This is a genomic window from Tatumella ptyseos (assembly GCF_030552895.1).
Lineage (GTDB): Bacteria > Pseudomonadota > Gammaproteobacteria > Enterobacterales > Enterobacteriaceae > Rosenbergiella > Rosenbergiella ptyseos_A.
The window spans coordinates 169,201-182,259 of record NZ_CP130649.1 but is presented as its reverse complement, the minus strand read 5'-3'; the positions used below and the strand labels follow the sequence as shown (position 1 = coordinate 182,259).

The window sequence follows — 13,059 nt, the reverse complement described above, 5'->3', positions numbered from 1 at the left end:
CATTACTTTCCTTGCGAATAGTGGTCAAGCGCTACATTTACTGACACTACATTTACCACAGTGGGCCCCATGAAAGACAGCAGAGGCTTTATGGTAAAGCGATCGACTATTTTTTCGATCTCACTTATCGGTAGTTTGCGTGCGCGTGCAACGCGCGGGATTTGCCATGCCATTGCGCTAACCGATAACATCGGATCGAGGCCACTGGCTGAGGTGGTAATTAGCTCAGTCGGAACCCTTTTGCTCGCCTCAGGGTTCTGGCTGTGTAGCAACGCTATCTGTTGTTCGATCCGTTGGACCAATTGTGGATTACTGACAGACAGGTTACTGCCGCCAGAGGCCATAGGATTATCGGCATGTTCAGCGGTCGCTGAAGGGCGTCCTTGGAAATAGCCTGGCTGGTTAAAATCTTGGCCGATCAGTTGTGATCCTCTGACCTGTCCCTGTTGAACAATCAGTGACCCCTGAGTTTTCTGTGGGAATAGCTGGTTACCTACAACGGTAGTGATTAAGGGATAAACACCCCCCGTTATCACCGTTAACAGGATAAATAACAACAACGCAGGTCGTAACATATTCATCATTAATCCCCTACACAACGCCCATAAAGGTCAGTAATAGATCGATAGCCTTGATACCAGGAAAAGGTAAGATCAACCCGCCCAAACCGTAGATCCATAAATTACGCCGTAACAATGCCGAGGCCGAAACCGCTTTGTAAGGAACACCCTTCAAGGCTAATGGAATTAACGCAATAATAATTAAGGCGTTGAAAATGACCGCCGATAAAATAGCAGAGGCGGGTGAGTGCAGGTGCATAACATTCAACCCCGCTAGCTGTGGATAGACCACGGTAAAAGCAGCAGGAATAATCGCGAAGTATTTCGCTACGTCGTTTGCAATACTAAAAGTGGTCAGTGATCCGCGAGTCATTAGCATCTGTTTACCGATGTGGACCACTTCCAATAGCTTGGTCGGGTTGGAATCTAGATCAACCATATTCCCCGCCTCTTTCGCCGCTTGCGTACCTGAGTTCATCGCTACCGCAACGTCTGCTTGCGCTAAGGCGGGTGCATCGTTAGTGCCATCCCCCGTCATCGCCACCATACGGCCTTCTGATTGGTATTGACGAATCAACGCGAGCTTCGCTTCTGGCGTTGCTTGTGACAAGAAATCATCCACTCCCGCTTCGGCGGCAATCGCTGCCGCGGTCAATGGATTGTCGCCAGTCACCATTACCGTTTTAATCCCCATTTTCCTTAATTGACTAAAACGTTCCTTAATTCCGCCTTTCACTATATCTTTCAGTGCAACGACACCCATTACCCTCTTATTCTCAACCACCACCAGCGGCGTTTCTCCCTTACGAGAAATCTCATCAGCGAGCTGTGCAACACTATCAGGGAAAATGGCATCGAGTGAGTGGATATACTGACGTACTGCTTCCATCGCGCCTTTCATAATTCGTGTCTGAGCAAACTCAATCCCGCTCATTCGTGTTTGCGCGGTAAAAGGGATAAAGGTCGCCTGTAAGCTGCTTAACTCCCGTTCACGTAAATTGAAGCGATGTTTTGCCAGCACAACAATGCTGCGTCCTTCCGGTGTTTCATCCGCCAACGAGGCTAATTGTGCCGCATTCGCCAGCGCTTCCTCCGTCACCCCTTCTGCAGGATAAAAGGCTGCAGCCTGGCGATTACCGAAAGTAATGGTGCCGGTTTTGTCCATTAATAGGACATCAACGTCACCGGCGGCTTCAACCGCTCGTCCACTGGTTGCGATAACATTGGCGTTCAGCATACGACTCATTCCCGCAATGCCAATGGCGGATAGCAATGCGCCAATAGTGGTCGGAATTAAACAAACGAGTAATGCCACCAGAACAACGATATCGATCGATTTCCCGCCCCAAAGTGAGAATGGATATAAGGTTGCCGTCGCGATAACAAAAATGATGGTCAATGAGATCAATAGAATCGATAACGCTATTTCGTTCGGTGTTTTACGGCGTTTAGCGCCCTCTACCATGGTGATCATCCGGTCAATAAAGGTTTCACCTGGATTAACACTGCATTGAATGACTAACCAGTCAGAGAGGATACGTGTTCCGCCCGTTACCGAGGCAAAATCTCCCCCCGCTTCGCGGATCACCGGTGCAGATTCGCCGGTGATGGCACTTTCATCAACAGAAGCACCACCGATTAAGATTTCACCATCGCAAGGGATGATATCCCCGGCCTCCACACGAACCCAATCGCCCTTACGAAGGGTATCGGCCTGAACTCTGGAGTAGGTCGCTGTTTCGATAGGCTGAGTAATTTTTTTCGCCCAACTAGTCTGCTTTAATCCTTTTAAACTCTCGGCTTGTGCTTTACTCCTTCCCTCGGCTAAAGCCTCCGCGAAATTGGCAAAGAGTACGGTAAACCATAACCAAATACTGATTGCCCCAGTAAATGAAGCATTCATCCACTGATGTTGAAAGACCGCTTGAAGCGCCATAATGCTAGTAAGTGCGCTGCCTAACCACACCACAAACATCACAGGGTTTCTTAACTGGGTAATAGGCGACAATTTTTTAAATGAAGCGCCACATGCCTGTAAAAGAGCATGACGATTAATTGTTGAAGTACGCATATTAGCGGCTCCCAATAAATTGCATATGTTCGGCCACCGGTCCTAATGCTAAGGATGGGATAAAGGTTAAGGCTCCGGTAAGTAATACGGTTCCAATTAATAGTCCGACAAATAAGCCACCATAAGTCGGGAGTGTTCCTGCACCCCTTGGCTGGGTAGTACGTTGTGCCATCCGTCCGGCAATAATCAGTAAGGGAATAAAGGGTAAGAAGCGTCCAAGTAGCATGACAACACCTAGCAGAAGGTTCCAAAAGGGAGTATTCGCTGACAACCCTGCAAAAGCACTACCGTTGTTGTTGGCAGCAGAAGAGAGGGCATACAATACCTCGGTAAAACCATGTGGACCGGGATTCATGATTCCCGCACGTCCTGCCTCCGTCATTAATGCAAGGGCTGTCCCGGTTAACACTAATAGTGGTGTGATGAGAATATAAAGCGCCACCATCTTCATTTCGGTTGGACCAATTTTTTTACCCAGATATTCAGGGGTTCGTCCTATCATTAGACCGGCAATAAAGACCGCGAGCATAACGTTAATTAACATGCCATATAGCCCGGACCCTACTCCGCCAAAAACCACTTCACCGATTTGCATCAGCCAAAGTGGAATTAATCCGCCTAATGCTGTCAATGAGTCGTGCATTGCTACCACAGCACCACAAGAGGCTGCGGTGGTGACGACGGTATAGAGTGACGAGGCAAGGATGCCGAATCGGCTCTCTTTTCCTTCCCAGTTCATCGCACTCTCTGCTCCGCTCAGGATGAAATGAGGATTACCTTTCATTTCAGCCATCATTACCCCGATCACTGCACAGACAAAAATAACCCCCATTGCCCATAACACCGCATTCGCATGTCGACGATGAGTAGATACTTCACCGTAGGCAAAACACAGTGACGCAGGAATCAGAAAAATGAGTACCATTTGTACGAAGTTAGTGAGCGCAGTGGGATTTTCGAAGGGGTGAGCGGAGTTAGCATTAAAAAAACCGCCACCATTGGTTCCTAATAATTTGATCGATTCCATTGAGGCAACGGGGCCTAGGGGGAGTTTCTGTGGAACACCTTCCAACGACGTATAATTCACGTAGCTGTGTAAAGTCTGAACCACTCCTTGTCCCATAAAAAAGATGGCGAAAAGGAGAGCGAGCGGAAGTAAAATAAACAGCGTGATACGTAATATATCTCGCCATGCATTCCCTAAGTGCGTTTGATTACGGCAAACTAAACCACGTATCAGGGCGAATAGTACTGCCATGCCGGTTGCCGCAGAAAGGAAGTTTTGTACGGTGAGGCCCACTAAGCTACTAAAATAACTAATAGTGGTCTCTCCCGCATAAGCTTGCCAATTGGTATTGGTCACGAAGCTTATTGCAGTATTGAAGGCCAGATCCCAAGATAGCCCTGGTAAATGCTGCGGGTTCAGCGGTAACCATTGCTGACAAAGCAGTATTCCCATGAGTAGGATCAGCCCGAGCAGGTTGAAGAGACCGATAGCTAATAAATAGTGCGTCATCGTCATCCCATGACGGCGTATCCCACAGAGAGAAAACAAACTTTTCTCTATCATTCGGCAACCCGGTAAAGGATCATCCCTAATAATAATGGCGAGCGCTTTCCCGAGGGGTTTGGCGCATAACAGCACGACGAGTAGGAAGCTTGCGACGAGCAGTACAGCTTGGGTAGGCATTAGAATTCCTCCGCGTAACATAGCGCATAAAAGAGGTACACTAATAAGGCGAGAATAAGTAACGTCCCAACTATAAACAATAGCGACATAGCGTTCGCTCCAGTTATTTTAACTAACTGAATAATAAGATTTTTAAGATAAAAAATTCGTAGAAAAAATCCGGTAAATATAAAAAAAATATAAAATTTTTCCGGTTTTTTAGATTCACGGTTCGCTGAATTTTGCATTCTAAAAAAATTCAACGTATAAAGTGCTGATAGCTATTTAGATGTCTAAACGTTTAGAAGGTCGCATGCAACCAGAAGTAGAACAGAGCGGAACATTACACCGCACAATGAAAGCCCGTCATTTAGTGATGCTGTCATTAGGTGGAGTAATCGGGACAGGGTTATTTTTTAATACGGGGTATATTATCTCCACCACAGGGGCGGCGGGAACGCTACTCGCCTACCTGATAGGAGCGTTGGTGGTATGGTTGGTGATGCAAAGCTTAGGCGAGCTTTCTGTCGCCATGCCTGAAACAGGGGCCTTCCACGTCTATGCCACCCGCTATTTAGGCCCTGCTACTGGCTATACCGTTGCTTGGCTATACTGGTTGACCTGGACAGTCGCCTTGGGTTCAAGCTTTACTGCTGCGGGATTTTGTATGCAGTATTGGTTTCCCCAAGTTCCGATTTGGCAGTGGTGTCTACTTTTCTGTGTGGTAATTTTTGGGTTAAATATTATTTCGACCCGTTTTTTCGCAGAGGGTGAGTTTTGGTTTTCACTCGTAAAAGTTATCACTATTCTGGTGTTTATTATCTTAGGTGCTGCCGCCATCTTTGGCATCATTCCTATGCACGACGGGACTCCCGCCCCTTTCTTACATAATCTCACCGCTCAAGGGTGGTTTCCCCATGGGACGTTGCCCATCTTGATGACCATGGTGGCTGTTAACTTCGCCTTTTCAGGTACCGAATTGATTGGGATTGCAGCCGGCGAAACAGAAAACCCTGAAAAGGTTATTCCTGTTGCTATTCGTACCACTATTGCCCGTTTAATCATCTTTTTCCTAGGCACTGTCTTTGTACTCGCTGCCTTGATTCCGATGCAGCAAGCGGGAGTAGAAAAGAGTCCTTTTGTACTCGTCTTTGAAAAAATAGGGATTCCGTATGCAGCCGATATCTTTAATTTCGTTATTTTAACGGCAATACTTTCAGCGGCCAATTCTGGGCTATATGCTTCTGGTCGTATGCTGTGGTCGCTGGCAAATCAGCGTACCCTACCCCAAGCTTTTGCAAAGGTTAATCGAAGAGGAATACCTGTTTTTGCCATTAGCATTAGTATGTTGGGAGGGATCTTAGCCCTCTTTTCGAGCATCATCGCACCCGATACCGTCTTTGTGGCTCTCTCTGCTATATCAGGATTTGCAGTGGTTGCCGTATGGCTAAGTATTTGTGCTTCCCACTTTAGCTTTCGCCGGCGTTATGTGGCCTCGGGTCAAAAGGTCGAAGCGCTAGCGTATCGTGCCCCTTGGTTCCCAGTTTTACCCGTTCTGGGTTTTGTTCTGTGTCTCATTGCCTGTTTAGGTCTCGCTTTTGACCCTAGCCAAAGAATAGCGTTATGGTGTGGTATTCCCTTTGTTGCGTGTTGTTATGCGGCCTACTATTTAACTTCTGCAAAAAAATCTAAGGACGTGAAGCATGTCTCTGACTAATCCACTGAGTTCGTTACTGGAACAGTCTCCTTTTATCGTGCTGGACGGGGCATTGGCGACCGAGCTTGAAACACGAGGCTGCCAGATTACCGATAGCCTTTGGTCAGCCAATGTCTTAATTAATCAACCTGATATTATTCGACAAGTTCATCTCGACTATTTCCGGGCCGGAGCGCAATGTGCCATTACCGCGAGTTATCAAGCTTCTCTGGCAGGGTTTGCGCAACGTGGATTGGATCGTAATGATGCAGAAGCGCTTATTGCGCGCAGTGTGACCCTAGCGGTTGAGGCTCGTACGCAATTTCTTGCTGAATCGCCGAGCTCACCTCGCCCCATCATTGCAGGTTCCGTTGGTCCATATGGTGCTTACTTGGCCGATGGTTCGGAATATCGTGGTGATTATTCGCTAAGCCGCGAAGATTTTATGGATTTTCATCGCCCACGGATGACACAGCTTTTGGCCGCGGGCGCCGATATCTTGGCATGCGAAACTCAGCCATCCTTTGCTGAGATCCAAGCCTTGTGCGAGTTGATCCAAACCTTCCCTGAGGCAAGTGCATGGTTTAGCATGACGCTTAAGGATGCGCACCACCTAAGTGACGGAACACCTTTAACGACAGTAGTGAGTTACTTAACGACTCAACCACAGGTCGTTGCCTTAGGCATTAACTGTATTGCCTTGACGGAGACGACGGCGGCATTAAAACACCTGCACTCCCTAACCCCATTGCCCTTGGTGGTGTACCCTAATTCCGGTGAAACCTACGATGCGCAGAGCAAAACCTGGCATCAAGGTGGCCCTCACTGCCAACAACTTAGCGATTATCTTTCTGACTGGCTGGCTGCTGGAGCAAAACTCATAGGTGGTTGTTGTCGAACTTCTCCCAAAGATATCCAAGCATTGGCCACGCAGCAGCATGCACTCACTAACCGCTGATAAAGCGTTGACGCCAAGGTTTTAAGACCGCTATTGCTAATAATGCGGTCAGAATATCGAGACCTATCGCTAAACTAAATACTGGGACCCAACCGTGGCTGGCTTGATAAAGCAATGCCGCGAGGGGGCCTCCCAGTATTGAACCCACCCCTTGTGACATATATAACCACCCATAGTTACTGGCGGCATGTTGGCTACCGAAAGTATCGGTCAACGTGGCCGGAAAAAGAGAGAAGATCTCGCCCCATCCTAAGAAAACGACACCTGAAAGCAGAATAAATAACAAGGGATCATGACGAAACGTTAGCCATAGGCTCATCGCTAATGCTTCGAGAATAAAGGCGACAAACATCGTATTTTCACGACCAATCCGATCAGAAACCCAGCCAAATAACGGCCGGGTTAATCCATTCGTTAAGCGGTCAATACTCATTGCCAAAGGCAGTGCGGCCATTCCCCAAACCAGGACTTGTCCCACACCAATATCCGCGGCAAAGCTTGCCAATTGAGAAGTGACCATCAGGCCCGAAGTAGACATACAAGCCATCATAAAAAATAGTAGCCAGAAGAGCGGCTGTTTTAGCATCTGAGAAGATGAGTAGTGACGTTGAAGGCTGAGATGATGATTCACGGTCACAGTAACATTAGGTGCATCACGTAAGCCTCGACTCGCTAACCAACCTAATGTGGCAAAACCTACCCCGAAGATGAGTAGTGTGGAGGTCAATCCATAACGACTGAGCGATAGAGAAATCGGCAACGTCGTCACAATTGCCCCCATACCGTATCCTGCCGCAACCATACCGGCTGCGAAGCCTCGCTGTTCAGGGAACCAGCGAACCACCTGCCCGACAATCCCAATATAAACAATACCGGTGCCAAGCCCGCCGACAACGCCATACAGTAGGTAAAGCATCCATAAAGAGTGGCTGTATGCTGCACCTACCCAGCTAGCCCCTGTCATTAGCGTCCCCACACCAATTAATCGGCGTGCACCAAAGCGGTCAATAAGCTTGCCCTGTAATGGTGATAAAAAGGTTTGAAAGATGATCAATAAGGAGAAAGTGACTTGCAGCACAGGTAAGTGAACATCAAGGCGCTCAAGAAATGGCTTAGTTAATAACGTCCAGACATACTGCGGGCTAGAAATCGACGCCATACAGAGCAGACCGATGACCAGTTGTTGCCACTTTTGCGTGGTCCGGATTGCTATCGGGTTAATACTGACTTCAGTTTGTACACTCATCGGCTATCCTCCCTTGGTTCAATACGTTAACCGGAGCAAGCTTTGTGCCAAGGTTTATAGATAAAAATATCTTAACCATGATGAGGGGGAGACATATCTTTTTGACGTCACTCACGGCATAATAAGCGACCAATCACTCAATACGTAATCTATGAAAAAACAACGTATTACCTTAAATGACATCGCAGTGCTAGCGGGTGTAACCAAAATGACAGTCAGTCGTTTTTTGCGCACCCCTGAAAAAGTGAAAGCCGATACGGCCAAACGCATTGCCAATGTTATTGAGGAGGTTGGTTTTGAGCCGGACTCAGATAATCCACAAATCACGAGTCAGTCCATCCCACGGATTGGCGTACTTATCCCTTCCTTTAATAATCAGATATTTAGCGAGTTATTAGCAGGAATTGAGACCGTTACTGAGGCACAGGGCTATCAAACCCTAGTCGTCAGCTACGACTACTCCCTTCAAAAAGAAGAGGAACAGATTGCGGCATTACTCGCTTTCAATATCAAGGCATTGATCCTTACCGATACCGCGCACTCTTTGAGAGCCGAAAAATATCTCCAGGCCGCGAAAATCCCGATTGCGGAAGTGATGGGGATTGCTCATCAACCAGAGCGTATTAATGTTGGCTTTGATAACTTACAGGCTGGTTTTAAAGCGACTCAAGCCCTGATTGAGGCGGGACGCAAGCATATCGCTTATTTTGGTTCGATGTCTGATTTACGCGACCAACAACGCTATCAAGGCTACTGTGATGCCATGAATGCCGCGGGGCTGACCACCACTCATATCAGCCCAGAGAAAGTCTCCTCCATTGAAACGGGGGCAATGATGATGCGAGAAGCCTTGGATAGCGTGCCTAATCTTGATGCTATCTTCTGTACTAACGATGATTTAGCAATAGGCGTATTACGGGCGTGCCAATCTGCCGGTATTGATATTCCGCGACGTATTGCGATTGTCGGCTTTCATGGTTTAGAAATAGGGCAAATTACAACGCCTCGTCTCACCAGCATCAAGACCCCTCGTTATCAGGTCGGTCAACAGGCAACTGAACTGCTACTGCAACGCGTTCAAGGGAACAAGACTGTCAACCAAGTCATCCTTGAGACGCATTTTCTCCTTGGCGATACTTTCCCGCTCTCCTAATGATGGTTAGGAAAACACCCGCCGGATCACGTTATCCGTAACATGATTTCTTAACACGATTCAGCGTGATACAACTCGCAAAAACATTTGTAAAAACATTGTTTCATAGTCACTACAAAATATCCGCTCTTTTGCTCAATATAATGACTATGCTTATAAATTCAGACCGCAAAAGAAGACGATAATGGATAATTTTTCACGGAAGATAAGCGAAGATTTATTTCAGAAAACCATTTTCTGGAGGGAGGAGTACTATGAGTCATAATGTTCCAAGGACACGTTGGTATCGGATAATCGTACCGATACTGATTGCTTGTATCATCTCATTTATGGATCGGGTAAACATTAGTTTTGCTTTACCAGGAGGGATGGATCAAGAGTTAGGGATCACCAGCCAGATGGCGGGTGTGGTGAGCGGAATCTTTTTCATTGGCTATCTCTTCCTCCAAATTCCTGGCGGCCGCATTGCCGTTCACGGTAGCGGTAAGAAATTTATAGCGGCTTCGTTAACCGCTTGGGCCGTGATTTCGATTGCGACCGGTTTTGTGACCCATGAATATCAACTTCTAGTTCTACGCTTCTTACTCGGTATTGCCGAGGGGGGAATGCTACCGGTTGTACTAACCATGGTGAGCAACTGGTTCCCTGAAAAAGAGCTGGGTCGTGCAAATGCCATTGTCATGATGTTTGCACCACTAGGCGGTATTTTCACCGCACCGGTCTCTGGAGCAATCATCTCTGCTCTTGATTGGCGCTGGTTATTCTTTATCGAAGGTATCCTCTCTGCCATCGTGATGATGATGTGGTGGGCGCTCATCAGTGACCGTCCAGATGAGGCGCGTTGGTTGCCTGAAAAAGAACGTGAATACTTACTAACACAACTTAAAGCAGAACGTGAAGCACGTGAAGAAAAAGTCAAAGTCAGTAATGCACCGTTAAGAGATGTCTTCAAAAACCGTGGTTTAGTTACGCTTATTTTCCTCAACTTTTTTTACCAAACTGGCGACTATGGTTACACCCTATGGCTGCCTGCGATTCTAAAAAATCTGACGGGTGGGAACATGGCTGATGTCGGCGGACTCGCGATTCTTCCCTTTGTCGCCATGGCTGCGGGTATCTATGTTATCTCGTTATTCAGCGACCGGTCAGGTAAGCGTCGCTTATGGGTTTGCGTATCACTGCTCTGCTTTGCGGCCTCGTTGGTTGCCTCCGTTGTATTACGTCATCATGTGGTGGCGGCCTATATCGCCTTAGTAGTTTGCGGATTCTTCTTGAAAGCTGCCACCAGCCCGTTCTGGAGTATTCCAGGGCGAATTGCTTCGGCTGAAGCCGCAGGGGCTGCGCGGGGAGTGATTAACGGATTAGGTAATCTGGGCGGGTTTTGTGGGCCATACTTAGTGGGCGTAATGATTAACTTCTATGGTCATAACGTTGCTATCTATGCGCTTTCCGTCTCACTGCTTATCGCAGCGGTCTTATCTGTAACGCTACCTAAACAGTGTGATATCCAGCCTGAGGATGAGGCGGTCAACCACCCGGGAAAGGGGGTCGCCGCGTCTAATCGTTAAGTGTTTTGCGGTAAGCAGGACTTACCGCTCTTCAACCGATAGCGACTCCCTGCTATCGGTTCTTTTTAACGAATAATGTGTGATAAGCGGCCAATCTGACTAATCTCGACAGCAACATCGTCGCCTGGGAACATAAACAGTTGTGGAGTCCGAGATTTACCGACACCGCCTGGTGATCCGGTAATAATGACATCACCCGGCGACAGCGGTGTGAAATGCGTCACATAGGCGATGATCGCCGCAACACTGTGAACCATATTTTTAGTTGAGTCTTTTTGAACCTGTACGCCGTTTAAGAATGTTTTTAACTCGAGTTGTTGCGGATCAGGGATTTCATCGTGAGTCGTCATCCAAGGTCCGAATCCCCCGGTGGCTGGCCAGTTTTTACCCGCGGTAAACCATGTAAACTGCATATCACGCACCGTGGCGTCCATAAAGCAGCTGTAGCCCGCCACATAATCTAAGGCTTCATCTTCCGTCACTTGGTGAGCCGATTTACCAATGATTACTGCCAACTCGCCTTCATAGTCGAATTGCTCACTGCTTACCGGTTTTTGGATAGGTTGGAGATGCGCGGTGAGGCTATCCGCAAAACGTATAAATAACGTTGGCGCAGGGTTGGTTTCACCAAATTCGATGCGCTTCTCTGAATAATTCATCCCTACACACAAAATTTTATTAGGGGTCTTAATCACTGGCAGAAAACTAATCTCATGAAACGCGTAGTCTGCTGAGCGCGTAGCGAGCGGCTGCAATGCGGCAAGGCCATCATCTTCCAGTAGGTGTTTCAAATCGCGGTAGTCGAGCAGTTTTCCTGCATCAATTACCCCTTGTTCACAGACCAGACCAAAGGTTTCATGGCCACTACTATTAATAATAAAGCTACATACCTGCATAAAATTCGGCTTTCGTTGATGTCTATGAGAAAATCGTCATCTCCCTGCAAGCGAATTCTAGATGTAATTGAGCATTGCGGTGGTGACGCCGTGAGCGGCTGATTCTAACAGCCTGACGATCCCGCAGCTAATCTTTTCACCACCCTTTTACTAAAAATACCCGCTTTATTGACGCGACTTAGCGAATTTCAAGTGGCTCAGCTGTCTGAGGGGCAGGATAATAGCGCGTGAGTTGTGCACAATCTTGCTCACTGATCTCGAGTTGTAAGGCTCGCGCATTGTCTTCAACATGCTGAATATTACCGGATTCAGGTATCGCCAATATCTTATTCTGTCGGATCACCCAAGCGAGTAGTAAGGCTGCAGGCGTTACCTGATATTTGGCAGCAAGCGTGTTCACGTCATCTAATTCGAGTAAGTGCGACCCTGCGCCACCGAGCGGGCAATACGCCATCATGGCAATGTCCTGATCAGCACACCAAGGAGCGAGATCGTATTCGATACCTCGTCCGGCAAGGTTATAAAAGACTTGGTTCACCGCGCAACGTTCCCCACCTTCAACCTCTACCAGAGATTGCATTGCAGATAAGTCGAAATTAGATACGCCCCAAGCATTAATCTTTCCTTTCTGCTTCATCGTTTCCATTAGCGTGACCACTTCTTGTAGATCATTACCCGATTGCCAATGCAAAAGGTATAAATCAAGATGGTCAGTGCGTAACCGATTGAGCGATGAATCTAAGCTGGTTTCAAGTTGGCTTTGCGTCGCATTCCAAGGATAAACTTTCGAAACGAGGTAAGTCTGTTCACGGCGATCCTCGATCGCTTTGCCAATCAACGTCTCAGATTTCCCATCTCCATACATTTCCGCAGTATCGATGACGCGTAATCCAAGCTCTAGACCACGGTGTAGCGCCGAAATCTCTTGCTGTTCACTATAACGGCCTTGTCCCAACCGCCAACTGCCCATTCCCAGAGAAGGAAGTGGTTGGCCGGCTATCTGTAGCCCTGCATGATGTGCCATGGGTCGCTCCTAAGTCGTGACGGGAAATACTAAGCGTAGTCCATCATTACTGCTGGTGCAGAGGTATTCTGGCGGATAGAGGGGAGAATCGTTAACTTAGCAAAACGATTAGATTGCCTATATCGAGGTGAGCGTCTGGGGGTTAAGGAGGAGGAAAGTAGCTGCCTCTAGATGACTGATTGACTGGTTGCCATCGGTATGAAATAAAGCGCCCCACG

The 13,059-nt window shown here is 47.6% G+C and carries 10 protein-coding genes; 4 read left to right on the top strand and 6 right to left on the bottom strand.

The window, feature by feature from the left end; genetic code table 11:
- Positions 1-2 precede the first annotated feature (2 nt).
- From kdpC to kdpA, 3 genes are read right to left on the bottom strand one after another with little or no spacing between them, the layout of a single operon-like run.
- On the bottom strand, positions 3-581 hold the full coding sequence (gene kdpC, locus QJR74_RS00965; protein WP_304373931.1) for a potassium-transporting ATPase subunit KdpC: 579 nt from the start codon (positions 579-581) through the stop codon (positions 3-5).
- A gap of 10 nt (positions 582-591) precedes the next feature.
- Positions 592-2,631 (bottom strand): potassium-transporting ATPase subunit KdpB, encoded by a 2,040-nt coding sequence (gene kdpB, locus QJR74_RS00960; protein WP_304372771.1) that lies wholly within the window; start codon positions 2,629-2,631, stop codon positions 592-594.
- A 1-nt stretch (position 2,632) separates the two neighbouring features.
- Complete coding sequence (kdpA, locus tag QJR74_RS00955) at positions 2,633-4,321, bottom strand: potassium-transporting ATPase subunit KdpA (RefSeq protein ID WP_304372770.1); 1,689 nt, start codon at positions 4,319-4,321, stop codon at positions 2,633-2,635.
- Between the two features lie 292 nt (positions 4,322-4,613).
- Here kdpA and mmuP point away from each other — a divergent pair, with 292 nt between their 5' ends.
- Both mmuP and mmuM read left to right on the top strand, forming a co-directional pair.
- Positions 4,614-6,017 (top strand): S-methylmethionine permease, encoded by a 1,404-nt coding sequence (gene mmuP, locus QJR74_RS00950; protein ID WP_304372769.1) that lies wholly within the window; start codon positions 4,614-4,616, stop codon positions 6,015-6,017.
- Positions 6,004-6,954 carry a homocysteine S-methyltransferase gene (gene mmuM / locus QJR74_RS00945; protein WP_304372768.1) on the top strand — a complete coding sequence of 317 codons (951 nt, stop codon included), beginning with the start codon at positions 6,004-6,006 and terminating at the stop codon, positions 6,952-6,954. The genes mmuP and mmuM overlap by 14 nt, the downstream gene beginning before the upstream one ends.
- Here the strand turns inward: mmuM and oxlT are convergent.
- Entirely contained in the window at positions 6,944-8,200 is a 1,257-nt protein-coding gene (oxlT, locus tag QJR74_RS00940) for an oxalate/formate MFS antiporter (protein ID WP_304372767.1), read from the bottom strand. The genes mmuM and oxlT overlap by 11 nt on opposite strands.
- A gap of 151 nt (positions 8,201-8,351) precedes the next feature.
- Here oxlT and QJR74_RS00935 point away from each other — a divergent pair, with 151 nt between their 5' ends.
- A complete protein-coding gene (locus QJR74_RS00935; protein WP_304372766.1) occupies positions 8,352-9,353 on the top strand; it encodes a LacI family DNA-binding transcriptional regulator in 1,002 nt (333 codons plus the stop codon).
- Between the two features lie 254 nt (positions 9,354-9,607).
- Positions 9,608-10,921, top strand: a complete 1,314-nt coding sequence (locus QJR74_RS00930) for an MFS transporter (protein ID WP_304372765.1) — start codon at positions 9,608-9,610, stop codon at positions 10,919-10,921.
- Between the two features lie 65 nt (positions 10,922-10,986).
- Here the strand turns inward: QJR74_RS00930 and QJR74_RS00925 are convergent, their stop codons facing one another.
- Positions 10,987-11,817, bottom strand: coding sequence for a fumarylacetoacetate hydrolase family protein (locus QJR74_RS00925; RefSeq protein ID WP_304372764.1), 831 nt, complete (start codon positions 11,815-11,817; stop codon positions 10,987-10,989).
- A 178-nt stretch (positions 11,818-11,995) separates the two neighbouring features.
- Positions 11,996-12,841 carry an aldo/keto reductase gene (locus QJR74_RS00920; RefSeq protein ID WP_304372763.1) on the bottom strand — a complete coding sequence of 282 codons (846 nt, stop codon included), beginning with the start codon at positions 12,839-12,841 and terminating at the stop codon, positions 11,996-11,998.
- Positions 12,842-13,059 lie beyond the last annotated feature (218 nt).

Coding starts and splice junctions, on each gene's coding strand:
- kdpA (WP_304372770.1), bottom strand. CDS start 4,321: ATGCCTACCCAAGCTGTACTGCTCGTCGCAAGCTTCCTACTCGTCGTG.
- oxlT (WP_304372767.1), bottom strand. CDS start 8,200: ATGAGTGTACAAACTGAAGTCAGTATTAACCCGATAGCAATCCGGACC.
- kdpC (WP_304373931.1), bottom strand. CDS start 581: ATGAATATGTTACGACCTGCGTTGTTGTTATTTATCCTGTTAACGGTG.
- kdpB (WP_304372771.1), bottom strand. CDS start 2,631: ATGCGTACTTCAACAATTAATCGTCATGCTCTTTTACAGGCATGTGGC.
- QJR74_RS00935 (WP_304372766.1), top strand. CDS start 8,352: ATGAAAAAACAACGTATTACCTTAAATGACATCGCAGTGCTAGCGGGT.
- QJR74_RS00930 (WP_304372765.1), top strand. CDS start 9,608: ATGAGTCATAATGTTCCAAGGACACGTTGGTATCGGATAATCGTACCG.
- QJR74_RS00925 (WP_304372764.1), bottom strand. CDS start 11,817: ATGCAGGTATGTAGCTTTATTATTAATAGTAGTGGCCATGAAACCTTT.
- QJR74_RS00920 (WP_304372763.1), bottom strand. CDS start 12,841: ATGGCACATCATGCAGGGCTACAGATAGCCGGCCAACCACTTCCTTCT.
- mmuP (WP_304372769.1), top strand. CDS start 4,614: ATGCAACCAGAAGTAGAACAGAGCGGAACATTACACCGCACAATGAAA.
- mmuM (WP_304372768.1), top strand. CDS start 6,004: ATGTCTCTGACTAATCCACTGAGTTCGTTACTGGAACAGTCTCCTTTT.